The 24,740-nt window shown below is 43.9% G+C and carries 18 protein-coding genes; 6 read left to right on the top strand and 12 right to left on the bottom strand.

What is annotated here, in order from left to right; translation table 11 throughout:
- Positions 1-57: 57 nt before the first annotated feature.
- The 3 genes from RCH20_RS07755 to RCH20_RS07745 form a co-directional block, all read right to left on the bottom strand.
- The gene (locus RCH20_RS07755; protein WP_327193172.1) at positions 58-831 is read right to left on the bottom strand and encodes a HesA/MoeB/ThiF family protein; all 774 of its coding nucleotides are present in this window, start codon (positions 829-831) and stop codon (positions 58-60) included.
- Between the two features lie 320 nt (positions 832-1,151).
- Positions 1,152-2,120, bottom strand: coding sequence for a peptide chain release factor N(5)-glutamine methyltransferase (gene prmC / locus RCH20_RS07750; RefSeq protein ID WP_327193171.1), 969 nt, complete (start codon positions 2,118-2,120; stop codon positions 1,152-1,154).
- Positions 2,121-2,168: 48 nt separating this feature from the next.
- Positions 2,169-3,833 carry an AmpG family muropeptide MFS transporter gene (locus RCH20_RS07745; RefSeq protein ID WP_327193170.1) on the bottom strand — a complete coding sequence of 555 codons (1,665 nt, stop codon included), beginning with the start codon at positions 3,831-3,833 and terminating at the stop codon, positions 2,169-2,171.
- Positions 3,834-4,688: 855 nt separating this feature from the next.
- Here RCH20_RS07745 and katG point away from each other — a divergent pair.
- The 3 genes from katG (at position 4,689) to RCH20_RS07730 (ending at position 9,988) form a co-directional block, all read left to right on the top strand.
- Complete coding sequence (gene katG / locus RCH20_RS07740; RefSeq protein ID WP_209959146.1) at positions 4,689-6,869, top strand: catalase/peroxidase HPI; 2,181 nt, start codon at positions 4,689-4,691, stop codon at positions 6,867-6,869.
- A gap of 623 nt (positions 6,870-7,492) precedes the next feature.
- A complete protein-coding gene (locus RCH20_RS07735; RefSeq protein ID WP_442793116.1) occupies positions 7,493-8,380 on the top strand; it encodes a LysR substrate-binding domain-containing protein in 888 nt (295 codons plus the stop codon).
- 588 nt (positions 8,381-8,968) lie between these two features.
- Positions 8,969-9,988 (top strand): LLM class flavin-dependent oxidoreductase, encoded by a 1,020-nt coding sequence (locus RCH20_RS07730; protein WP_327193169.1) that lies wholly within the window; start codon positions 8,969-8,971, stop codon positions 9,986-9,988.
- A gap of 306 nt (positions 9,989-10,294) precedes the next feature.
- Here the strand turns inward: RCH20_RS07730 and RCH20_RS07725 are convergent, their stop codons facing one another.
- From RCH20_RS07725 to ispF, 6 genes are all read right to left on the bottom strand, one after another.
- Positions 10,295-11,350: an ornithine cyclodeaminase family protein gene (locus RCH20_RS07725; RefSeq protein WP_327193168.1), complete on the bottom strand. Its 1,056-nt coding sequence runs from the start codon at positions 11,348-11,350 to the stop codon at positions 10,295-10,297.
- Positions 11,351-11,442: 92 nt separating this feature from the next.
- Positions 11,443-12,402 (bottom strand): AEC family transporter, encoded by a 960-nt coding sequence (locus RCH20_RS07720; RefSeq protein WP_327193167.1) that lies wholly within the window; start codon positions 12,400-12,402, stop codon positions 11,443-11,445.
- A 526-nt stretch (positions 12,403-12,928) separates the two neighbouring features.
- Positions 12,929-14,824, bottom strand: a complete 1,896-nt coding sequence (gene mnmG, locus RCH20_RS07715) for a tRNA uridine-5-carboxymethylaminomethyl(34) synthesis enzyme MnmG (RefSeq protein WP_327193166.1) — start codon at positions 14,822-14,824, stop codon at positions 12,929-12,931.
- Positions 14,825-15,061: 237 nt separating this feature from the next.
- Positions 15,062-15,622 carry a hypothetical protein gene (locus tag RCH20_RS07710; RefSeq protein ID WP_327193165.1) on the bottom strand — a complete coding sequence of 187 codons (561 nt, stop codon included), beginning with the start codon at positions 15,620-15,622 and terminating at the stop codon, positions 15,062-15,064.
- Between the two features lie 229 nt (positions 15,623-15,851).
- A complete protein-coding gene (gene grxD, locus RCH20_RS07705) occupies positions 15,852-16,202 on the bottom strand; it encodes a Grx4 family monothiol glutaredoxin (protein ID WP_209957691.1) in 351 nt (116 codons plus the stop codon).
- 182 nt (positions 16,203-16,384) lie between these two features.
- Positions 16,385-16,876 carry a 2-C-methyl-D-erythritol 2,4-cyclodiphosphate synthase gene (gene ispF / locus RCH20_RS07700; protein WP_327193164.1) on the bottom strand — a complete coding sequence of 164 codons (492 nt, stop codon included), beginning with the start codon at positions 16,874-16,876 and terminating at the stop codon, positions 16,385-16,387.
- A gap of 260 nt (positions 16,877-17,136) precedes the next feature.
- Between ispF and mnmA the strand changes: the two genes are divergently transcribed.
- Positions 17,137-18,363 (top strand): tRNA 2-thiouridine(34) synthase MnmA, encoded by a 1,227-nt coding sequence (mnmA, locus tag RCH20_RS07695; protein ID WP_327193235.1) that lies wholly within the window; start codon positions 17,137-17,139, stop codon positions 18,361-18,363.
- A 176-nt stretch (positions 18,364-18,539) separates the two neighbouring features.
- Complete coding sequence (gene purB, locus RCH20_RS07690; RefSeq protein ID WP_327193163.1) at positions 18,540-19,949, top strand: adenylosuccinate lyase; 1,410 nt, start codon at positions 18,540-18,542, stop codon at positions 19,947-19,949.
- 139 nt (positions 19,950-20,088) lie between these two features.
- Here purB and RCH20_RS07685 read toward each other — a convergent pair whose 3' ends face one another.
- The gene (locus RCH20_RS07685; RefSeq protein ID WP_209957697.1) at positions 20,089-20,283 is read right to left on the bottom strand and encodes an NF038104 family lipoprotein; all 195 of its coding nucleotides are present in this window, start codon (positions 20,281-20,283) and stop codon (positions 20,089-20,091) included.
- A gap of 359 nt (positions 20,284-20,642) precedes the next feature.
- Here RCH20_RS07685 and RCH20_RS07680 point away from each other — a divergent pair, with 359 nt between their 5' ends.
- Entirely contained in the window at positions 20,643-21,875 is a 1,233-nt protein-coding gene (locus RCH20_RS07680; protein WP_327193162.1) for a cupin domain-containing protein, read from the top strand.
- Between the two features lie 159 nt (positions 21,876-22,034).
- On the opposite strand, the gene guaD is transcribed toward RCH20_RS07680, so the two are convergent.
- Together guaD and RCH20_RS07670 are read right to left on the bottom strand one after the other, a co-directional pair.
- Positions 22,035-23,426: a guanine deaminase gene (gene guaD / locus RCH20_RS07675; RefSeq protein ID WP_327193161.1), complete on the bottom strand. Its 1,392-nt coding sequence runs from the start codon at positions 23,424-23,426 to the stop codon at positions 22,035-22,037.
- 229 nt (positions 23,427-23,655) lie between these two features.
- The gene (locus RCH20_RS07670) at positions 23,656-24,735 is read right to left on the bottom strand and encodes an XdhC family protein (RefSeq protein WP_442793115.1); all 1,080 of its coding nucleotides are present in this window, start codon (positions 24,733-24,735) and stop codon (positions 23,656-23,658) included.
- Positions 24,736-24,740 lie beyond the last annotated feature (5 nt).

Below are 24,740 nucleotides of genomic sequence, written 5' to 3'. Positions count from 1 at the left end.
GATACATGAGCTGAGTCTGCTACCGTAACCGATTGCTAATGAATTCATTATCAGATCTTAAACAGCACAGATCGGACACTGCTGATCTTGCCGATAGCCCATCAGCTTCTGCTGCATTTGGCTACCGTCCCATATTAGCAGTTTATTTGCTAGGGGATTTTTGGCTAATCCTAAATATTGCAAGGCGGCGTTGGCTTGCAAGCTGCCCATGATAGCAGTGGTACTGGCCAGCACCCCAGAATTAGCGCAAGTGAGCTCGTCAAACTCTGTATCAGTATGAGGTGCACCGAACACACAGTGGTAACAGCCTGTTTTTAACTGCGGCTCAAACAATGCCAGCTGACCTTGCATCGCAATCGCTGAAGCAGACAGTAGCGGAATCTGATAGCGCACACTGATACGATTAATAATATCGCGAGTCGCAAAATTATCAGTACAGTCTAGCAGCAAGTCCGGCTTACCTGACACCATATCTAATAGCTCATAAGCGTTGTCTTCACTAAGACGCGCCACGGTGCCACGAGCCTTGATAAGTGGATTAATCCGTTGCAGCATCTGTGCCGCCGTTAAGGCTTTTGGCTGACCGATGTCAGCGGGTAAGAACAGTGTTTGTCGTTGTAGGTTACTGGCCTCAATCACATCATCATCAATCAGGTGTACTTGCCCCAGACCGGCACGCACTAGGGTCTCAGAAGCTGGACAGCCAAGACCACCCGCGCCTATCATTACCACCCGCGCTGACTTTAGCCGTAACTGGGCATCAATATCCCAGCCGTCGAGCAATACTTGTCGGGCATAACGTAACAGCTCAGCGTCGGTTAATTGCGTCATATTAATTACCAAATTCATCGTTTAAAAAAAGTATTCATTTAAAAACTATTATTTAAGAGCTGGCCATTTAAAGCTTGACTATAGTCAATCCAATTTAAAAACGATACAGTGCTGCTGTTATGAATTTTTCGCAGCCTCTGTCACGCGCGCGAATAGCAAGCAAGAAAAATTTATACCAGTAGTACCCTGACACAAATGTATCTATTTTATTTTGAACCAGCTGTAGCAACTAAAATCTGCTTGGGGAAAAGGATCTAGACCCGCTATTTACGTTTAAATCATTCACCTTAGCCAAACCGATTAAACCGGCGAAAATTTCGCTAGAGCTGCCCAAAAGTCACTCGATCATTGCCACCAAAATCTTGCACTGTTTTTGCATGCTTAAAACCATTATCAATAAATAGCTGTCGGACGGCAGCGCCCTGGTCGAAGCCATGTTCAATAGCTAGTAACCCACCCGCTCGTAGGTACTGCGGGGCTTGCTCAACGATATGTTCAATATCAGCCAAACCATGATTGCGCGCACTCAAAGCACTGATTGGCTCTGCTAGCAAACCTACCAGGTGCTCATCAGCTTCATCGATATAAGGTGGATTGGAGACAATCACATCGAATAACTGCCTAGTATCGGTAGATAATTCGCTATACCAGCTGCTTTGGACAAATTCGATATTCGTGATCTTATTAACGACGGCGTTGTGCCGCGCTACTTCCAGTGCTGCCGCTGAAAAATCAACGGCGACCACCTGCCAGCTGCTTGTTACAACCTCAACTTTTGCATTGCTAGTGTTTGCCATAGCAGCCCTGCTTTGCGCTAGCTCATGAGCAAGACTAATGGCAATACAGCCTGAACCTGTGCCCAAATCGAGTAATCGCTTGTTGGCTACGCTGGTTACAACATCAGATTGCGGGTTCATAGAGTCAGATTGAGCCATGATCCAGTGTAATACTTGCTCAACCAAGATCTCAGTATCTGGTCTCGGTATCAAGGTATGTTCATTCACTTTAAAATCTAATGACCAAAACTCTTGCTGACCGGTCAAATACGCCAAAGGTACGCCCTGCTGCATCTCGGCCACACCAGCAGTGAATTGTTCAAACTCACTACCCGTCAGCTGGTAATTCTCTTCCATAATAAGAAATGCAGATGGCTTAGCTAGCACATAAAGCAACCAATCGGTTAGCCAAAACTGTGGAATACCAGCATCGTTAGCCGTGCTTTTAGACATACTTGCTACTTGCTGTTTGATTTGCTTTACTGTCATTTCTTGTGCTTTGGGCGCTGTCATAAACGACTCTTAGTAGTTATCCGCATCTTATTCATTGTAATTCGTGCTTTATTCCGGCGCACGCGGTGGTTCCTTGGTATTGGTCAGATTAGGATTGGCCTTGGTTAATTCAACCCCTTTATTGCCACCACTGTTATTGTTGTCGTCACCACCGTCACCGTAAATATTATCGTTATCACCAATAACGATATGCTTATCAACATAATAAATCAACGCTAGAATAGGAATACCAATTAAAAAGGTAAGCATAAAAAAGAATGGATAACTGGTGCTATCAACGATAGTACCCGAGTAACCACCCACTACTTTTGGTAGCAGGGTCATGAGTGATGAGAATATCGAATACTGGACAGCAGTAAAGCGAATGGAAGTTAAGGCAGACAAAAAAGCAATAAATACGGCACTGGCAAGACCGGCAGCAAGATTATCAAGAATCACGGCAAAATACATATAGGGTAGACTACCTGGATGGTAAGTCAGCAAAATAAATAGCAGGTTAGTCACGCAAGCTAGGATTGCTCCGACCATCATGGCGCGCATAATACGCATTTTTTGGGCTAATAAGCCACCTAAAAAGCCACCAGCGATGGCCATGACCACACCAACCAGTTTAACCGCATTGGCAATATCAACCTTAGTGAAATCCATATCTTGATAAAAGACGTTAGAGATGACCCCAGCGACAATATCAGAGATACGGTAGAGACCAATCAGTGCTAATAACAATAAGGCTTTTTTGCCGTAACGACGGAAAAAGTCAGCAATAGGCTCAATCCATGTGGTCTTAGCAAACTCCTGCTCTACAAGATTGGCTTTTACTAAACCATAACCGACAGCTAAAGCAGCTGCTAAGCTCAATACCATCCGCACCACTTCGATTAAAAAACCCGAAAACACACCTTCGGTCTCGGGTAGTACTAGTCCGGCATTAGCAAACACCAATACAAAACCTATGACTGAGATAGCAAATACCAGTACCAGACGAGTGTAGTCTGAGGTCTTACGCTCAACGTCTACTTGTTGCCTGATCGGCTCATGAATGACTAAAGTGGTAATCACCCCCACACCCATGACCCCTGCCATAATCCAATAGGTATTACGCCACGCTGCATAGCTATAAAAGCTTTCGGTAGAACCAAAATAATCAGCTAGATATAGCGCACCAGCACCCGCGACAATCATGCCCAAACGGTAGCCAGTGACATACATAGCAGATAACACTGCCTGTAGACTGGGCGGTGCCAATTCAATACGGTAAGCATCAATAACGATATCTTGAGTGGCAGATGAGAATCCGAGCAGTACCGCACCAACGGCCATCAGCACCAAGCTGCCTTCATTAGCCGGGTTAACACTGGCCATGATACAAATCGCGGCAATAATCATCAGCTGCGCTACTAGTATCCAGCTACGCCGACGACCAAGTAACTTGGTTAATATGGGCAATGGCACCGCATCAATAAGTGGTGCCCAGATAAACTTAAAGGCATAACCAAGCGCCGCCCAGCTGAACATTGTTACCACACTACGGTCAATACCTGCTTCGCGCAGCCATAACGATAGGCTCGAAAAAATCAGTAAAATAGGAATACCCGCGACAAAACCTAAAAACAGCATGATAATCGAACGCCGATCAAGATACGCTTGCAAGGACTCGCTAAATGACTTTTTGGCGACCTTAGGGTTGGGGGTTACCGGTTGGACAGCAGACATAACGACTCACCAAAAACTGAAGATAAAAAATACGACAGTGCGCTATTCTTTATCCAAAATTATACCGACTCGTCTCATGACATCAATACCATTGGGATAAAAAACTGCCTAGCTCTGCACAAAGAAAACAACACTGATCGCAAAATTTAATTATGGTACTTCAGAACGCGTAGCTTGACTAGACATTCTGTCGATATTTTTGCACTAACTGTCACATCAAGCGCACTATAGCGCCATTTTTGCCTCAAAGACGTAACACAAGGTATCACCAGCTTACGTAACTGTTAAGCCTTATCTATTTTTATTTCCCCCTGTATAATAAAAGCTTTTATTACGTGCTACTGGCATCGATAACTGTTAGTGTCAATGGCTATAAAATTTAGTTCATAGATATCAAAAATCGATATTATAGAAGATCTTATAGGTTACATTTAAAATATTATTTTTTAAAACAATAATCTTATAACAAAAGTATAGCAATATTAATGAGCTGCACTTATTATTTATAACGTTGGCCATCATAAAAAAACAAGCTGTCGTTTATACAATGATGAGTTATTTAAATCATATCCTTTTTATTTATTGGTTTTATAAATTATAGATAACCCTCTATGCTAGACAAATAAACAGTAGCGCCGACCGATGCTATTGACAGTTTTACTATCACCACCTAGGAGTTACAAGATGTCAGACTCGACTACTAATAATACAGCCTCGGATAATGAGCGCTGCCCTGTCAACCATGACAGCAATAACGAAAATACTAATGCTAGTAGTACTGCCTACGACCAAGGCGATGGCCCAACCATTCATAGTGAAAACGTCGATCAGTCGCAAGCTGCTCAGCGTCCTAGTATGAGCGGCTGTCCGGTCATGAATCAGTCACATACCAACACCTCATCAGCAGCAACTGATTGGTGGCCTAACGCCTTAAATCTAGATATTTTGCATCAGCAAGATCACAAGACCAATCCCATGGATCCTGATTTTGACTATGCTGCTGCCTTTAAGCAATTAAACTTAGAAGCCGTTAAGCAAGATTTAAAAGACCTGATGACCGATTCGCAAGAATGGTGGCCAGCGGATTGGGGCCATTACGGCGGTCTGATGATTCGCATGGCATGGCATTCTGCTGGTACCTATCGTGGCGCCGATGGACGCGGTGGCTCTAACACTGGTAATCAACGCTTTGCACCACTAAACAGTTGGCCAGATAACGTTAACTTGGACAAAGCGCGTCGTCTATTATGGCCAATGAAGAAAAAGTACGGCAATAAATTGTCTTGGGCAGATTTAATGATTTTGGCCGGTAATATGGCCTATGAGTCAATGGGCTTTAAGACCTTAGGATTCGCTGGCGGTCGCGCTGATATCTGGCATCCAGAAAAAGACATTAATTGGGGCTCTGAGCGCGAATGGCTAGCGGCAACCAATAACCGTTACTATGATGACCAAGAACGTACCTCGCTTGAGAATCCTCTTGCTGCTGTACAAATGGGCTTAGTATATGTCAACCCTGAAGGTGTTGATGGCAACCCTGACCCCATAAAAACCGCACACGATATTCGTACGACCTTTGGCCGGATGTCTATGAATGATGAAGAAACCGTCGCTTTAACCGCAGGTGGACACACTGTCGGTAAGTCCCATGGTAACGGTGATGCAAGCTTATTAGGAAGTGAGCCTGAAGCAGCAGATGTCACTGAGCAAGGTTTCGGCTGGCGCAACCCTAATGGTACCGGCAATGCAGGCGATACGGTCTCAAGTGGTATTGAAGGCGCATGGACCACCAACCCTACGCGGTGGGATTATGAGTACTTTGAGATGCTACTTGGTCACAACTGGGAACTCACTAAGAGTCCAGCTGGTGCATGGCAATGGGAGCCTACCGACATCCGTGAGGAAGACAAGCCTTTAGATGCGCATGACCCAAGTATACGCCGTAATCCCATGATGACCGATGCCGATATGGCAATGATCAAAGATCCGGCTTATCGCGTGATTTCAGAAAACTTCCATAAAAACCCAGAATACTTTGATGAAGTGTTTGCCAAAGCTTGGTTTAAGCTTACCCATCGCGACTTGGGACCTAAAGCACGTTATTTAGGTGCTGATGTACCAGCAGAAACCTTTGTATGGCAAGACCCAGTTGTAGAAGGCAATACTGATTTAAGCACCGATGATATTGCAACGCTAAAAGCGCAAATCTTAGACAGCGGTCTGAGTCGTCGCGAGATGATTATTACGGCCTGGGACAGCGCAAGCACTTTCCGTTTCTCTGACTATCGCGGCGGTGCCAACGGTGCTCGTATTCGCTTAGCCCCGCAAAAAGACTGGGTTGGCAATGAGCCTGAGCAATTGCAACGTGTGCTTGAAGCCTTGACTCTTATTCAGGCTAAGTTTGCCAAGCCCGTTAGTATTGCTGATTTAATTGTACTGGCTGGTAACACTGCTATTGAGCAAGCTGCTGCTGCTGCCGGCGTCGAGGCCAACGTACCCTTCAATCCAGGCCGCGGTGATGCAACAGATGAAATGACCGATGCTGAATCGTTTGGCGATCTTGAGCCACGTCATGACGGCTATCGCAACTGGGTTAAAGACAGCTATACAGTATCACCTGAAGAGATGTTGCTTGATCGTACCCAATTGATGGGACTGAGCGCTCCTGAAATGGTGGTATTAGTCGGCGGTATGCGTGTTCTTGATACCAATCATAGCCACAGTCAAAATGGGGTCTTTACCGACCGCGCCGGCACGCTCAGTAATGATTTCTTTGTTAATTTAACCGATATGAATCTCACTTGGCACCCCATTAAGGAAGAGAATAGCGAAAACGCTGGTCGCAACCTATATGAAGTGCGCGAACGTGCGACTGGTAACGTTAAATGGCAGGCCACTCGTGTTGACTTGGTATTTGGCTCTAACTCTATATTGCGTTCTTATGCAGAGTTATATGCACAAGATGATAACTTGGAAAAATTCGTCCATGACTTCATCAAAGCATGGGACAAAGTAATGAATACTGATCGCTTCTAGCATCCGCCTTCTAGCTACTATTTAGCGCTACCAAAAGAGCCCCCTTAAAAGGGGGCTCTTTTTTATTGTCTATCACGAACTGAAATTTCATAATCTGTAATTTAATAGATATTAATTTAGCAGATATAGTCAATGAAAAGTAATATCGATACATAGCATACTACTGGCATAAGTTTTTCTTGCTTGCTGTGCCTACGCAGACAGGGGCTGCAAAAATATTGTACTGGCAGTACCGTCGCGTTTTTAAGGTATCTTAACTATACCTACCAGCTGATTTAATCGTTCGCTATCAGTGCGGTCTAGTGTTATTTATTACTTTGCCTTTATAACAAGATTATGAGAAACAATCTCATAAAAATTAGTGTTGTTTATCGGTGTTATTGATAGGTATCTTAAATTTCGTTACATCCTATTTAGCCATATAACAGTGTAGCCCATTATTCCAAAATAACATAAATAGATACCTATTAATTATATACAAGAATAATGAATTTGTTTTACACTGAGGCCTTGCTGCATTTTTGTAGGCTTTGTTGTGCTTACATCCAGACAGTGGCTATTTTATATTTACGAGGAATTAGGTTATGGCAATTGACGTAGTGGTCAACCAGCGGCATCTACAAATTCAGCTTAAGCAATTAGAAACCGTCTGGCATACCGTAGTTAATGGTTATAACTTAAGCCAAGCCGCAACGGTATTGCATACCAGCCAGTCGAGCTTGTCCAAGCATATTGCGGCCCTTGAGAACCAGCTCAAAACTGAAGTTTTTGTCCGCCAAGGCAAGCGATTGACCGGACTGACAACTATGGGCACGGCGCTCATGCCGCATATCGAGTCTATATTTGCCGAAATTCGTACCATCGAGAATTTAAGCCTTGATTTTAATAATCCAAACACTGGTACCTTGACCATTGCGACCACTCATACGCAGGCACGCTATGTGTTGCCTCAAGTGGTTAAAGAATTTAAAGAACGCTTCCCTAAAGTAAATCTGATTCTCCAACAAGCGGATCCTGAGACTATCGCGCAGATGGTGATTCGTGGCCAAGCAGATATCGGTATTGCCACCGAATCGTTACTTCATAATAACTATTTGCGTTGCCATCGCTATTACGACTGGACACACCGTGTCATCGTACCAAGTGATCATGAGCTTGCAAGTCAAGAGACTGTCGATCTACCGACGCTTGCCAGCTACCCACTAATCACTTATCACGGTGGCTTTACCGGACGCGGAACGATTGACAAGGCCTTTAGTGATGCCGGACTCGAGCCTGATATTGTTTTAGCAGCACTAGATGCTGACGTGATTAGCACCTATGTGGGCCTCGGATTAGGCGTTGGTATTATCGCAGAGATGGCCTTTGAGCCCAGCCATTATCAGAATCTAACGGCCATTCCAGTCGATCATTTTGGCCGCTTTACCAGTTGGATGGCGGTACGTGACGATGCAGAAATCCGTCAATATGGTCGTGCTTTTATAGAGCTATGCCAGCAGCAGTTTAGTTAGTAGCTGTTTAGGTAGTAGCTGTTTAGGTAGTAGCTGTTTAGTTAGTAGCTATTTAGGAAATAATAACCGCTTTTAATTTATAACCCCTACCTCTATTAAAAGATGACCCAGATGAACGGTACCGCTATTGAATGGATAGCGGTGCCTTTTTTTGGTCCTTGCCTCACCTATAGTTAATGAAAAGTAATATCGATACATAACCTACTGCTGGCATAAGTTTTTCTTGCTTGCTGTGCCTACGCAGACAGAGGCTGCAAAAAGCTTATACCAGCAGTAACGTAGCGTTTTTAAGGTATTTTAACTATACTTTTACTTACGCTGTATTTTTTACTTTATCGTATTATTAAAAGCTGCCTCATTAAAGCGGTATTATTAAGAATTGTTATTAACTAGAGTATTAACCTTTATATCCATAATAACCGCCCCATCATATAGACTGTCAAGCCATTAGTACTCGCATAGCTACTCGCATAACTACTGAAGATCATTCAAGTTATTGTGACGCGAATGACGGTGGCTTTTTTTTCGATATAATATGATACAAACATAATAATGCCATCGTTGATATGGCAGAAAACCAGGTGACTTATGAGTAATACGATTCCTTTATCCTTCTTAGACTTAGCGCCCGTCCCTACCGGTAAAACCATCGCTGATGGTATTGCTCAAACCGTTGAGATGGCGCAGCAAGCAGAACAAATCGGCTTAAATCGTTATTGGCTGGCTGAGCACCACAACATGCCTGGTATTGCTAGCGCAGCAACCTCAGTATTGTTATCACATATCGGCAGCCAAACTGACCATATCCGTATTGGCTCAGGTGGCATCATGTTACCGAACCATGCGCCATTGGTAGTCGCTGAACAGTTCGGCACCCTACAAGCCTTATATGGCGACCGTATTGACTTGGGACTCGGACGCGCACCAGGATCTGATGGCGCGACCTTTCAAGCCTTACGCCGCCAAATGCAAGATGCTGAACGCTTCCCACAAGATGTGCAAGAACTGATGTATTTACTAGGTGACGAGACCAGTAATAGCCCAGTACAAGCGTTCCCAGGTGCACAATCAAATGTCCCTATTTGGATTTTAGGGTCTTCACTATTTGGTGCTACGTTGGCTGCACATCTAGGCCTACCTTATGTGTTTGCGTCCCATTTTGCCCCGCAAATGCTTAGTAAGGCGATCACGGCTTATCGTGAGCAGTTCCAGCCCTCCGCTTATCTCGATAAACCTTATGTGATGGTAGCAGCAAACTTATTGCTAGCAGATGATGACGCAACCGCAAACTACCACTTTAGTTCAGCTCAGCAAGGCTTTGTGAACCTGTTCCGTAATACGAGTGGCAAAATGCCAAAACCTATAGAAAACATGGATAGTATGTGGAGTCCTGCAGAAAAAATGGGCGTTGATAAAGCCTTATCAGTATCCTTCATTGGGTCAGTTGAAACCGTCAAGCCGAAGCTTGCTGATTTTATTGCTCAATACGAGCCTGATGAGCTGATTGTAACAGCAAACATTTATGACCAAGCAGCGCGTTTGCATTCGCTATCACTAGCGCCTCAATTAAATCTGTTTTCTTTACAATCCCATACGGTCCCTGCATAATAGCTTATCAACCTCTATGAGATAACTAATATGCATCCCTCGGCTCTCATTGGTTCCACAATATTTTTATATATTCTGGCCTTTATTGCACTTATGGCCCTTGGTGCCTATCTGACCTATCGTAGCACCAGTAAGCGTCATAAACTTCGAGATGAAGACCATAATCAACGCTAACTGTTCACTATTAAATTAACTTTAAAAGCCTTCCTATCACACTAAGATGGGGAGGCTTTTTTTGTGCTTATTTTTAGTTCTAATAATAGGGTTTTATTATTCCCTTATTGATCAAAACGGACAGCCAAGGTTTTAATAAAGAGCAATACCAAGGTTTTTTTGCTGAGCAAGTTCTGTAATATGTACAGCTACTGCCGCATCAAAGCTGGCGGCGCCCACCGACTTAAATAAAGTGATGGTTTGCTCAGCTTTGGTAGCCTGCTCTTTTGATGATGGTGTTGTTTTCCCTGTCACCAGCGCTTGGAGATCGCCATTAAGCTCATCCCAAGTCCATGTACAATCAGTTGCGTTATGAGCTTGAATTAAATCCCCGGCTTCATGATGGCTACCGACTAGATCATCAACGACGATCATGTAACTGGCTGCAATAACATCGTTACTAATCTCTTTCATTAAGGCCTGATAAGCCCCAACCGCATTAATATGCACGTTAGGCTTAATCTGATCTACCGAAAACAAACCACTCTTAGCGCGCGTGGCCACATTAATAATGTCTGCATCTTTAATGGCATCTTCGAGCTGTTCGCAAACTATAAGTTCAACATTCCACTGCTGATAATCATGGGCAAATCTATTTTTAAAACTCTCAGCACCTTCATGGCTTCTATTCCAGAGATAAACAGTTTTAATCTCAGGCCGCACGGTAAGTACAGCGTTTAGCTGCTCATAAGCCATACCACCGCAACCGACCACTGCGACCCTTTGGCAGTCGTCGGGCGCCATGTATTTAGTCGCGATACCCGATAGCGCTGCTGTGCGCACCTGGGTAATATAGATCCCATCCATCACGGCTAATACTTCACCCGTGGCATTGTCCGATACGGTAATAATTGCAGTGGTAGTCGGTAGGTTACGACCGGGGTTGTCAGGACAAATAGTAACTAATTTGACTGCCGTATACTCTTGCTGACCATCGTAAATCGTCGCGGGCATCGATAAATGGGTGCCTGAGCTGTGCGTGCTACTGTTGCTAAAAAGCTCATCACTAAAAGTCTCAATCACCAGACGCTCAGGTGATTTAATCCAACTGGGATGCGCGGCTTGTCGACGTAGTAATGCTTCAATAGTATCGATAGCCGCTTGCATATTGAGATGTTCGGTGACCGTTTCTTGATTTAACCACTGCATAACCAGACTCCTTGTTTATTAGGATATTTATTAACTTATTATTGCTAACTTATATCAGCAGTATGCTGTGTATCGATATTACTTTTCATTGACTACATCATCCCCATTCCCCGTAATAGCGCCGCTCCAATCGCCATGCCAAACAAGCCAACCACAGTAGTAAATGCTAAAATATTAGCCGCCAATATATCATTACCACCCATTGCTTTGGCCATCACATAGCTTGCCGCCGCAGTTGGCGAGGCCACCATCAAAAATAGCACGCCCATATGAACACCAGTAAGACCAAAACCCAGTCCGACTGCAATGGCTAATAATGGCGCAATGACAATACGACCAATGCTGGCTTGCATCGACAAACCTGAAGGGCTCAACATGGATTTTAGATCAATACTAGCACCAGCACAAATCAATGCCAATGGTAGCGCAACAGCTGCTAATAAACCGCCAGTAGTATTAATAACCCCAGGAATTGGTGGCAATGGCAAGGCCTTATAGGCAAACGCTGCTAATAACGCGAGGATAAGCGGGTTGGTAAATAGCTTTTTGATAATCATGACACTACGGCTAGACCAGGTATCATCCACACTTTTAGACACTCGGCTGAGAGTGATAACTGCCAAGATATTAAACAATATAGTAACGACACCCATATATACAGCGCCGATACTCAAGCCTCGTTCCCCATAAGCGTTGGCAACGGTTGCCAAGCCAATGATCGCCATATTGCTGCGAAATATACCTTGTACAAACACGCCTTGATCAGCAGGTCGACTGATAAAACGTTTGGCATAAAGCTCTGAACCAATAAATAAAATGAACGTCACTACAATACCAGCAATGATTAATACTATTTGCTTGGCGTAATCCACATTACTGTCCACCACACTAAAAAACAGTAGGCACGGCAAGCAATAATTAAAAACAAAACTCGAAGCCTGATCGATAAAGGCTTGACTAGTCTCCCCGCGTCTTTGCATAAAAAAGCCCAACGCCATTAAGGCTAAGTTGGGCAAAACAATAGTTATCGCAAAAATAATAGCGTCGGTCATGGGTAGGCTCGAGTCAGAGAGAAGCCCAAGATAATGAGTAGATCATCACTGTAGGTCAGATTGGATTATAGAGAATGGATTATAGCGAGTACGCTATAATGTCAAGCTTAGGTTATTTGTGCTCTAGCTTTTACCCAAAGGCCATCGGTATTTTTTCGTAGACCTTCTCGACTGCCATCCGTGCGATAGCAAACTGGCGAGAGTCATCGTCATGCTATTTGCTAGCATTATTAAAAGCGGCTTGGATACGGATAGCTTGGAAGCGTTATTAAGCAGGATTGCGTAGGTTTCGGTCAGGTATCGCTTATAGTATCTGGCGAATCTAGTAGGTTTAATAAGTTATCATAGAGCATTGAGACATTCCTTGTCTGTGATTGTCCATTTAAATCATTAGTAACCGCTGATAGCCGCATTTTTACCTGCGGCTAATTTTCAAAGTGCGATAACTCGATGGCAGCCCTGCTTCAAATAATTACTAACAGATGTCATTGCCATTGATACCTTTACTGCATGCTCAAACTCAACATTATGATTCTAATGCCGCCTTAGCTTTTTTCTGTTTTTTGACCGTCATGGCTAATAGCTGGATAGCGGCTGGTGTCACCCCACTAATACGGCCGGCCTGTGCAAGCGTTGCAGGACGTACCTGTGCCATCTTTTCTACTATCTCATTTGACAGTCCAGAGACCACGCTATAATCAAAGTCCATCGGCAATGGCGTATTCTCTAGACGTTTCATCTGGTCAATGTCTTCTTGCTGACGATCTATATAGCCGGCATATTTGACTGATATTTCAATCTGCTCGCCTACTTGTGCAGCGACTTGTGAGTCAGTGATGGCGGCAATATCAGCAAAATGAATCTGTGGCCGTTTAAGTAGGTCATAAGCGGTAGATTCTTTCGACAATACCTCACCCGTTTGCTCAGTGACTTGCGCGCCTAAAGCATTAGCAGGCGTTGCCCATAGGTCTTTTAGGCGACTGGTCTCTTTATTAATGGCATCCATTTTTTCTTGATATGCTTGCCAGCGGACATCATCAACCAGGCCAAGCTTGCGTCCGGTTTCAGTGAGACGTTGATCGGCATTGTCTTCGCGTAGCAGCAGACGATATTCAGCGCGACTGGTAAACATTCGATACGGCTCAGTGGTGCCATGAGTGATTAGATCATCAACCAGCACGCCGAGGTACGCTTCATCACGGCGCGGAGTCCAGGTTTCAAATTCGCTATTATTAGTGGTTACTAAGGCAGCATTGGTACCCGCAAGTAGCCCCTGCACCCCAGCCTCCTCATAACCAGTCGTACCATTAATTTGACCGGCAAAATATAGGCGATCAATAGATTTGGTTTCTAGGGTTGGTTTTAAGTTTTGCGGATCGAAATAATCATATTCAATGGCGTAGCCTGGACGAGTAATATGCGCATTCTCAAGTCCTTTCATACTATGAATAAACTCTAGTTGCACATCGAACGGCAAACTGGTTGAGATGCCATTGGGATACAGCTCATGAGTAGTCAAACCTTCCGGCTCAATAAATATCTGATGGCTGTCTTTATCTGCAAAACGATGGATCTTATCCTCAATAGAGGGGCAATAACGCGGACCTACGCCTTCGATTTTGCCAGAGAACATCGGCGAACGATCTAAATTTTCGCGGATGATATCATGAGTGCGTGCATTAGTATGAGTGATGTAGCAATTCACTTGCTCAGGATGCATAGACACGTCACCCATGTAGCTCATTACCGGCAAAGGAGTGTCGCCAGGTTGAACGCTCATCACACTAAAGTCGACGCTGCGCGCATCAATACGGGCGGGAGTACCGGTTTTTAGACGGCCTACCGGAAGTTTAAGCTCGCGCAAACGATCAGCAAGTTTAATAGAGGGTTGATCCCCTGCCCGTCCACCTTTAGAGTTTTCAAGACCAATATGAATAACGCCGCCTAGGAAGGTTCCCGAGGTCAAAACCACTGTTTCAGTCTTAAAGACAATGCCTGTCGAAGTCACCACCGCCGTTGCGCGCCCGTTTTCGACTAAGATGTCATCAGCAGCTTGCTGAAAGATATCTAAGTTGGGTTGATTTTCGAGCGTGTGGCGAATAGCGGCTTTATATAGGACACGATCAGCCTGCGCTCGTGTCGCTCGCACCGCTGCGCCTTTACGACTGTTTAAGACCCGAAACTGAATACCCGCTTTATCAGTAGCCAACGCCATTGCACCGCCCAGTGCATCAATCTCACGTACCAGATGTGATTTACCAATACCACCAATCGCCGGATTACAGCTCATCTGGCCGAGAGTCTCAATATTATGGGTCAATAGCAAGGTCTGTGCGCCCATACGCGCGGCAGCTAAGGCCGCTTCCGTACCGGCATGACCACCACCGATCACCACCACGTCGTAATTTTTTGGGTATTGCATGTGTGCCTCACTTGACTCATAACGCGACTATTAACTACGAGGTATTCATTGCTAGCAATGACCTACTTCGTGACAAATAGACGTTAATCGTATTTTAAAAATGGATAGCGGCTGGAATAAGTCGCTAAAATTTGGATGGGTAATTATAACAATTTTTGCGAGCTATAAGAATTTTTGTACTAAAAATATTAAGATCTGGTTGCTAAGAACCTCTCTCTAGAAACCAACTGCTAAAAATCAGCCTTTGAAGTCTTTACCGTCATTTGTATTGTTACCAAGACTGAGCGGTACAATTGGATCTGCCTGACCGCTAGAGAGCATATGCTGACTGCCATAACCTTCAGGATTTATTTGTAGATAAGCATTCATCTGTCCAATCGCTTCACCATCATCACTGATCAAAATTTGCGCTTTAATCAGCTCAACAGGCGGTAACGGTAAATTTTTAAGAAGGGCTAAACGCTGCTGATTGTCCCCTTTATTCACCACCAACTCAATAAGTTGACGCGTATCAATCGGCAAGTCTGGGGTATTTTGTGCCAGTAATGCTAGATGATAAGCGCCAGCTGCATCTTGATCCGCGACAATACGTTGTTCAATAGCAATATAAGTACCTTCGGTTGCGCCACCAGCAACACTAAGCTGATGAACACATTTTAGGGCAGAATGCGGCTCGCTATCAGCGATCTTAATAATACGAGCAGATTCAAGTTTTAAATGCTCACGACGCTTTTCAATTGCTTGTTGCTCAAAGTTTTCTTGTTCAGGTGTTTGTGGCTTATTTGCTTGATTATTCATAAGTCTCTCTTATTCTTAAAGCGATATTTATAGGGTGTCTGTCATGTGCACTATATGGGGGTGAAAACTGTAAAGGCAACACGGTTTAAAGACAGTAAAAAGCCCAAGCAGTCATTATAGGATTGCTTGGGCTTACTGTCTTTTAGGCATAATAATTAGGCATAATAATTATTGATTTAGCGGTTAAATATGGCTAAATAAAATCATCATAATATTATGTCGTTGGAGACTAGGCGGCAGGGCTATTTGATTCAACCAATGGCTTTAGCTCACCTGATTGATACATTTGTAGAATGATATCTGAGCCGCCCATCAATTCGCCATCAATCCATAACTGTGGAAAGGTTGGCCAGTTAGCGATTGTTGGCAAGGTCGAGCGAATTTCCGGGTTTTCTAGAATGTTCACAAAAGCAAACGGGCGACCAATTTGGGTCAACACTTCGATAGAGCGCGCAGAAAATCCACACTGTGGAAACTGTGGCGTGCCTTTCATGTATAGAATAACTTTATTATCTTTGATTTGGTCACGGATCAGTTGTTCAACATCAGTTGCAGCATTATTTGGGGTTTGGTCAGTCATAAAGACTCCTATTTATGGAATAGCTTATTAAAGAGGGCTCGTTAGAAACAATAGTGTTCAAAAGAGGCAGATATATGTTGCTATTAGATGGGGCAATAGCTTTCCCATTACAAGCGTAACTGAGACAGTTGAGGTCGCATTTTTATTAATGCCTATTTATAACAATACCTAAATGTCAGATATTAAGGGTAAGGGGTCAATAATACCACGGCATTAGCCATGATACCCTCTTGCCGACCGGTGAAGCCCAACTTTTCGGTGGTAGTGGCTTTAATGCTGACATTACCAATCTCAGTTTGCAAATCGCTAGCGATATTGGCACGCATCGCTTGGCTGTGAGGTGCCAGTTTCGGGCGTTCACACATCACGGTAATATCAGCATTACCCAAGGTATAGCCTGCTGCCTGTACTTTGCCATAAACATAGCGCAATAATACTCTAGAATCAAGACCGGAGTTTACAGCATCAGTATCAGGGAAATGCTGACCAATATCGCCTAATGCTAAAGCACCAAGCAGCGCATCGGCGAGGGCATGAAGCACCACGTCGCCATCAGAGTGAGCGAGTAAGCTGTGACTGTGCTCAATGTGCACACCTGCCAGCACCACATATTGCTGCTGTTCGCCATTATTATGAAAGGCGTGAACGTCGATACCCTGACCAATTTTTATCATTATTATTCCAGAAGCGGTTAAAAAGCTGTTAAAAGCTGTTAAAAAGGAGAAGTAAAATTAATTTGAAATTTATAAAACAGTGGTTTCAGTATCTATTAATGAATAGTCTATCAACGCAAGTCTACCGATGACCATCTATCAATAATTATTACGGAAGTTTTTAACGAGGTCGAGCCCTGCACTTCGCCACCGGTTTCAATTAGCTGTTATAATATGATGCTTATTTTACCATAAGTTGTTGAGCACTTTTTATGTCAGCTATGTCAACCACCCAAGATAGATTAGCCACGCCAGTATCGCATTCTTTTAACGCCCAGCGCGCTTTAACCCTTGCCGATATCGATAATCCTGCTACCACGCGAGTAATTGTTGGTATGTCCGGTGGGGTCGATTCTTCGGTATCTGCCGTTCTGCTTCAGCAAGCAGGATTTATGGTAGAAGGGTTATTCATGAAAAACTGGGAAGAAGATGATGGCACTGAATATTGTACAGCGATGGACGACTTAGCAGACGCCCAATCAGTATGCGATAAAATTGGCATTAAACTACATACTGCTAACTTTGCCATGGAATATTGGGACCGAGTCTTTGAGCACTTTTTGGCCGAATATAAAGCCGGACGGACGCCCAACCCAGATATTTTATGTAATAAAGAAATTAAGTTTAAAGCCTTTTTAGATTATGCCTTAACGCTTGGTGCCGATTATATTGCCACGGGTCATTATACCCGTCGCAGTGTCAACTATACCAACGCTGATGGCAGCTGTGTCGCACAGTTATTGCGCGGCTTGGATAACAATAAAGACCAAAGCTACTTTTTACATGCGGTTGGTGGCGATAAACTTGCCAAAACGCTATTTCCTGTGGGCGAACTAGAAAAACCCGTCGTCCGTCAGATTGCCGAAGAGCATGACTTAATTACGGCCAACAAAAAAGACTCTACCGGTATTTGCTTTATTGGAGAGCGCCGCTTTAAAGACTTTTTACAGCAGTATTTACCTGCGCAAAAAGGCGATATCCTAACTGATGATAATAAAGTTATCGGTACCCATGACGGGCTAATGTACTATACCTTAGGCCAACGTGGTGGTATCGGTATTGGTGGCGTTAAAGACCGTCCAGAAGAGCCCTGGTTTGTATTGGCAAAGGACTTAGATAAAAATCGCTTAATAGTGGGTCAAGGTCATGAGCACCCAATGCTGCTAAGTACCGAACTGCACGCTTATAAGCTTGATTGGGTCGATATCTTGCCACCTACGGATATTTTTAGCCCTGATGGTTTACGCTGTATGGCTAAGGCGCGTTATCGTCAACCAGACCAAGCTTGCACCGTAACTGCTGCTAATGAAGACGGTAGTGAAGTACGGGTAGTATTTGATGAGCCCCAACGCGCAGTCACCCCAGGTCAGTCAGCGGTATTCTATATTGATGAGGTCTGCTTGGGCGGTGGTGTGATTGAGTCTATTGATGCGCCGTGTGGGTTTTAGGATAAACATAAAGGACAAGTATAAATGCTTGTGATTATAGTCGCTGATTGAGCTAAGAAAATCAACAGACGTCAACGTAAAAAATCTATTTTACCGACTCAATTTCAACTTATTAACTGTATTACAACCTGTAATTCAACTGAACTAAACGTGCCCAACTAACCTAAAGGATATCTATGCCCACCTCTTTATCTGCCTTGACCGCACTCTCTCCGATTGATGGCCGCTATGCGTCCAAAGCTGACAGCTTGCGCCCTTATCTGTCTGAATTTGGCTTAATTAAAGCTCGCGTCACCGTTGAAATTCGCTGGTTACAGTCATTGGCTGACAACAGTGCGATTAGTGAATTGACCGCGTTTGATACCGATACCAATGTCTTTTTAAATGCCATCGTTGATAATTTTAGCGAAGTGGACGCGCAGGCGATTAAAGATATCGAAGCCACGACCAATCATGACGTTAAAGCGGTTGAGTACTTCATCAAAGATAAATTTCGTGGTCAGGCAGCCCTTAACGACTCACTAGAATTTATTCATTTTGCTTGTACGAGTGAAGATATTAATAACTTATCATATGCCTTGATGTTGAAAGACAGTCGCGTAATCGTACTCGATAAAATGCAGCAAATGACTGATAGTATTATTGATTTGGCGTTGACTCACGCTGATCAGCCCATGCTGTCGCGCACGCACGGTCAAACGGCTAGTCCAACCACGCTGGGTAAAGAAATGGCTAACGTGGCTTATCGTCTCGCGCGTCAAATCAAGCAAGTTGGTCAGGTTGAGTTATTGGGTAAAATCAATGGTGCGGTCGGTAACTATAACGCTCATTACGCAGCCTACCCTGACGTTAATTGGCAGGCGCATGCTGAGCGTTTTATTGAGCAGAGCCTTGAGCTGACTTTTAACCCTTACACTACGCAGATTGAGCCGCATGATTATATCGCTGAACTGTTTGACGCGGTAAAACGTTTTAATACCATACTTCTCGATTTCAATCGTGATATTTGGCAGTATATTAGCCTAGGCTATTTTAAACAGCGTCTAAAAGATGGCGAAGTGGGTTCTTCTACTATGCCGCATAAGGTTAACCCCATTGACTTTGAAAACTCGGAAGGTAACCTTGGCGTAGCGAATGCTATGCTGGCGCATTTGGGTGAAAAGCTCCCGATTTCACGCATGCAGCGCGATTTATCAGACTCGACCGTATTACGTAATATTGGGGTTGGTCTGGCACAAAGCATGATTGCCTATGATGCCTGTTTAAAAGGGGTTGGTAAACTTGAATTAAATGCGCAGCGCCTAAATAGCGATCTTGATCAAGCTCAAGAAGTACTGGCCGAGCCGATTCAAACCGTTATGCGCCGCTACCGCGTAGAGAACCCTTACGAGAAGCTTAAAGCGTTAACTCGTGGCAATGCCATGACCCGTGAAGCGATGCTGACTTTCGTTGAAAGTGATGAGCTGTCTGCGGTTAGCGATGCTGATAAAACACGCCTACGTGAAATGACCCCTGCGACCTATATTGGTAATGCCGCTGAGCAAGCGCGAACTATTAAAGACTGGATTGCTAAGCTTGATAAATAATAGGCTTGATAAATAATAGGCTTGATAAATAAAAGATTTAAATGAGTGGTTGCTAGTCCCTTATTTAAATCAAGCCAGTTGATAACCTTACTCTGAATGCTAGGATTTATCTTCAAAGACCTAGTGGATGAGTAAGGTTTTATTTTTTATCTTTTTTATCACCATCGTCTTCAGAACTGCCCGGTATGATGGCTTTAGTAACGGCAACGGTACCTTTAACCACACCTTTAGTAGTTATATAAGCAACCTTGACCGGTACAGTGACCAATTTGTGCACGCAAGCTTGTAGTAAAAATATGCTGGCAAGTAAGGCGATAATTTGTAGTTTTTTCATGATTGTCCTATGGTTAAGTAGATGACTCAATACGGCTTGCACTTTTTTTGAGTTCATCAAGTCGTGCGGTTTATAAGCAGTTTTTATGGAGTTCTACGATAATCATGTCACCTTAGAAGGCAAACATAATCAATAGATAGGCGTTTTAGACTACCGCAAAGATAGGACAGTAGCTTTTTTGATAGCGCTTACTGACCTCAGCATCGCCGCATTGTAGCAAGCTCAATTTGAGGGAGTTAAGACTCAACAAATAACTTATTATAAGCAATTTGCTCACAACTAATCATAAACGATTACCTGCTTTTACTAAAGAAAAACTGAACATTATTTCAAACTAATCAAATGACATGGATTTATCAATGAGCGCTTTAAAACTTTGTTTACCCGATGACATAACACCAGAACAGTTTCTAAGCGAATACTGGCAAAAAAAACCACTGCTAATTAAGCAGGGATTGCCCCAGCTTATTGGGATGTTTGAGCCTGATGACATGCTAGGGCTTGCCCTTGAGGAAGATGCTTCAGCTCGCTTACTGACTCAATCAGCAACTAAGCAAACTTCGAATGGCAAGGCCGGCGACCCACAATGGCACCTTAAAAAAAGCCCATTAACTGAAGCGGATTTTGAGGATTTACCACAACAATGGACGGTGCTGGTACAAAATTTAGAACAGTGGTCACCCGAACTGGCACAATTATGGCAAGCGCTTGACTTTATTCCGCAGTGGCAGCGTGATGATATTATGGTTTCATATGCGCCTGAAGGTGGTTCGGTCGGTAAGCACTATGATGATTATGATGTGTTCTTAGCGCAAGGCTATGGTCATCGTCGTTGGCAACTGGGTAAATTCTGTGATGAGCAGACTGAGTTTGTGCCTGATGAGCCAATTCGTATTTTTGATGATATGGGCGAAATTATTTTTGATGAGATTTTAGAAGCTGGTGACGTGCTGTATGTACCGCCCAAACTAGCGCATTTTGGCGTAGCACAAGATGATTGTATGACTTTTTCGTTCGGCTGCCGTCGTCCTAATTTGATGCAAGTTATCGATAGTCTTGCTGATGTGGCAACCAATGACAGCGCATTGTTTGTACCAATGCTATTGCCGCAAGCGCGCCAAGCTTCAGGTGAATTGCAAACCGATAGTATCGATGCCATCACCACCCAACTATTACAACTACTACAGTCAGATCGTGGTGCTAATATCATTCGCCAAGCGGTGTGTGAAGTGGTGAGCAAACGCCAATATGATGTATTGGTACCTGAAGAAACTATGAATACTGATGAGCTGATGCAAGCTTTAGCAGAAGGTGGCACGCTTCAAGCAGATTACAGCAATCGTCTGCTATATAACCAAACTAGCCCTAATCAAACTGGCTCTAACCAAAAAGACTGTCAACAAAAAAATAATAGCGTAGCCTTGTATGCGAATGGTCAGCGACTGGATGGTCTGGATAACACGGCAACAGCGCTGTTAATGCGTTTGGCTGATGGCGAACATATCATAGCAAGCGATGTTGTAGACATTGATCCTGATGATTTAATGGAATGGCTAGAAAACGGTTGGATGTGGGTAGATTATCCTGAGTAAACCTTAATAATCTTAGCTTCAATTAGTAACAATAAAAAACCTGTTTTTGGCATTGCTCAAAAATCGGTTTTTTAATCTAGGAATTATAAGATTCGAATCATTAAACAAATGGCGTCTACGATTATCTTTAATAAATAAACGAGACTTTTATTCCTTATCTTAGGACGCCTTAGCTTTAAGATAACGACTCACTCCCGCGACTACTGTCTGCTCAATCACTCTGTCATCGCCTAACATCATCAGCACAAACAGACGCTCATCAAGCGATTTGGTCTGGGTCATACGGCGCTCAAGTAACGCAGTGGCGCTCATGTCTATAACCACAAAATCCGCTTCCTTGTTAGGCATAAAGTTACCGATTTTATTGTCTAATAATAACGATTGGGCGTTGCCTAAAGTAATTTGATAGAGCCCTTGATGAGCGGATAACGGATTATTTTGTAACTGTTGGACTTTATACGCCTCTGACAAGGTGGTCAACATCGACAGACTGGTTCCCGCGCCCACATCAGTGCCAACACTAACGCCGGTGTAGCTTAAGGTTTTGGGTAAATCAAACAGTCCACTACCCAAAAATAGATTAGACGTTGGGCAGTGTGCTATTTGCGCGCCGGTCTCGCGTAGCCTTTCGTACTCTGAAGTTTCAAGGTAAATACCATGCGCCAAAGTTGTGCGGCGACCCAGTAGCCCCATGTCTTCGTAGACATCCAGATACCCTTTATGATTGGGATATAGCTCGCGCACAACAGCAATTTCATCACGGTTTTCGGCCAAATGCGTTTGTAAGTAGACGCTATCGTAACTGGCGTATAACTCGCCAGCCAAGCGCAGCTGCTTTGGCGTTGAAGTAATGGCAAATCTTGGGGTAATAGCCACATGCTGACGCCCGCGCTCATGCCACTTATCTATAATATCTTGGGTGTCGCGAATACCTTGCTCAGCTGACACACAAAGATGTGCAGGTGCGTTTTGATCCATCAGGACATTACCGGTAATCATACGGGTATTTAGTTGATGGCTTTCAATAAAAAATGCCTCTACTGATTGCGGATGACTGGTAGAAAACACCAAGGCGCTAGTCGTGCCATTAGCGAGCAACTGATTTAAAAAGAACTTTGCGGTATCATGCGCGACCTTTGGGTCATCAAAGTTGGCCTCAGTGACAAAGGTATAATTATTGAGCCAGTCAAGCAGCTGCTCTCCATAAGCGGCAATCATATCTATCTGCGGATAATGCACGTGGGTATCAATAAAACCTGGCATGATTAGCTTGTGCTGATGGTTGTGAATCTGTACTGGCGCCTGTCCTTCTTTAGCGCTGCCATAATCCGCTAACATTGCCTGACTACTGCCATAATCTACAATAAGACCAGTCGCATCATCAACAACCAGTGCGCCATCGGCAATATACTCAGGATAAACCTTCACGCCAGTGTTGACTGGTAGTAAAGTGATGCTTTTATCAACCGTCGTAGCCTTCGGTGAACGGTCAGCAAGGTCCTTTTCGGTAAGATAATGCAGCAACTGGGCTTGATATATATGCAGGGTCATAATGAGATCTCACATTAATTGATAATAAATATGTTGATTGGAAGTTAGTTAAATTAACATCGTCAATCCACCCTAATATGAACACAAAGATATTGAACGCAGCCTATATATTAGTATAGCTAGCGAGGCTAACAATAGTGTCGTTCATAATGGTGTCGTTTATAATGGGCAAACTATAGTAGTTTTATAAGTCGCTGGGCTATGTCTTGTTGGGCTATACCTGCATGGGTTATGTCTGATAGTAATGTTGTAAAATTTGAGCAGCAATAGATACCGCAACCGCCATGGGTTCTTTACCACCAATCAATAACCCTATTGGCATGGTTAATCTATCGACTACTTGCTCACTATAGCCGCGTTGAGTCAGACGATCTTTGAAACGTTTTGCCTTAGTCGCTGAGCCAATACAGCCGATATATGGCATTGAAACCTGTAAACCGTCGTGATCTGCAATAACATTATCAGTATTTCGCCTGATATCCGCATCATTAGTGGCTAAGCTAACATCTATAGCAGCACGCACCAGCTCAAAATCAAGACTGTGATCATGAGTCATGATCAGAATAAAACGCTGATCGCCTTGTTCTATAAAAGGTTCAATAAACGGACGAATAAAATCAACGGGCTCCTCACTAACATGGGGACGGATGTGCGCCGGAAGTTGATAAAGAGACGATTGCTCTGACGCTGATGGCTCACCGAAGGCTTTAGGGAATCCATTAATTTGGTCCGATTTATTTAGTAAATAAGGCGCAAACATCTCAGGACGACTGTCTACCCAGTCCACTTGGCAAGGCAACTCAGCCAATATGGTCATCAAAGCCGCGGCCACATGCCCTGCTCCGAACACCAATATCGATAGCGGTGGTATCACGTTAAAACACTCAAACATAACCGTGACGCTACCACCGCAGCACTGTGCCAACTTTGCACCGAGCGGATAATGTTTGGTGTAAACGCTATCGCGGCGTACTGCTTTGGCTGGCTTCGACTCTAGGTCGCTATCACCATCACTATTAATAGTGTTACCTTGCTGAGAATCTTTATCTTTTCTAGAGTGCTTTTCTTTGACATCTTTTGATACGGTTGCCTCTATTTCCCCACTCAGCAATTGACGCGCGGTCATAATGACATCATGCTCAAGACCACCGCCACCGAGCGTATCGCAGTAGCTATCGACAGTAACAATCATCTTGGCTTGCAGTGCCCTGGGTGCTGATCCATTTACTGCAATGACAGTCGCCAGCACGTGAGCGACACCCTGCTGCTGATATTGGGCTAGGCCATCATACCAGCGTGTGGGTGGCATTGGAG

It is taken from the genome of Psychrobacter sp. PL15, assembly GCF_035984995.1.
Lineage (GTDB): Bacteria > Pseudomonadota > Gammaproteobacteria > Pseudomonadales > Moraxellaceae > Psychrobacter.
Note: the sequence above shows the minus strand (reverse complement) of the source record. Positions and strands in the feature narration are given on the sequence as shown.

Excerpts from the sequence above, each read along its gene's own strand:
- purB (WP_327193163.1), top strand. The coding sequence starts at position 18,540 with ATGCCCACCTCTTTATCTGCCTTGACCGCACTCTCTCCGATTGATGGC.
- mnmA (WP_327193235.1), top strand. The coding sequence starts at position 17,137 with ATGTCAACCACCCAAGATAGATTAGCCACGCCAGTATCGCATTCTTTT.
- RCH20_RS07745 (WP_327193170.1), bottom strand. The coding sequence starts at position 3,833 with ATGTCTGCTGTCCAACCGGTAACCCCCAACCCTAAGGTCGCCAAAAAG.
- mnmG (WP_327193166.1), bottom strand. The coding sequence starts at position 14,824 with ATGCAATACCCAAAAAATTACGACGTGGTGGTGATCGGTGGTGGTCAT.
- RCH20_RS07755 (WP_327193172.1), bottom strand. The coding sequence starts at position 831 with ATGACGCAATTAACCGACGCTGAGCTGTTACGTTATGCCCGACAAGTA.
- ispF (WP_327193164.1), bottom strand. The coding sequence starts at position 16,876 with ATGATAAAAATTGGTCAGGGTATCGACGTTCACGCCTTTCATAATAAT.
- guaD (WP_327193161.1), bottom strand. The coding sequence starts at position 23,426 with ATGACCCTGCATATATATCAAGCCCAGTTGCTGCATTATCTTACCGAA.
- RCH20_RS07725 (WP_327193168.1), bottom strand. The coding sequence starts at position 11,350 with ATGCAGTGGTTAAATCAAGAAACGGTCACCGAACATCTCAATATGCAA.
- RCH20_RS07730 (WP_327193169.1), top strand. The coding sequence starts at position 8,969 with ATGAGTAATACGATTCCTTTATCCTTCTTAGACTTAGCGCCCGTCCCT.
- grxD (WP_209957691.1), bottom strand. The coding sequence starts at position 16,202 with ATGACTGACCAAACCCCAAATAATGCTGCAACTGATGTTGAACAACTG.
- RCH20_RS07710 (WP_327193165.1), bottom strand. The coding sequence starts at position 15,622 with ATGAATAATCAAGCAAATAAGCCACAAACACCTGAACAAGAAAACTTT.
- RCH20_RS07720 (WP_327193167.1), bottom strand. The coding sequence starts at position 12,402 with ATGACCGACGCTATTATTTTTGCGATAACTATTGTTTTGCCCAACTTA.
- RCH20_RS07680 (WP_327193162.1), top strand. The coding sequence starts at position 20,643 with ATGAGCGCTTTAAAACTTTGTTTACCCGATGACATAACACCAGAACAG.
- RCH20_RS07670 (WP_442793115.1), bottom strand. The coding sequence starts at position 24,735 with ATGCCACCCACACGCTGGTATGATGGCCTAGCCCAATATCAGCAGCAG.
- katG (WP_209959146.1), top strand. The coding sequence starts at position 4,689 with ATGAGCGGCTGTCCGGTCATGAATCAGTCACATACCAACACCTCATCA.
- prmC (WP_327193171.1), bottom strand. The coding sequence starts at position 2,120 with ATGACAGCGCCCAAAGCACAAGAAATGACAGTAAAGCAAATCAAACAG.
- RCH20_RS07685 (WP_209957697.1), bottom strand. The coding sequence starts at position 20,283 with ATGAAAAAACTACAAATTATCGCCTTACTTGCCAGCATATTTTTACTA.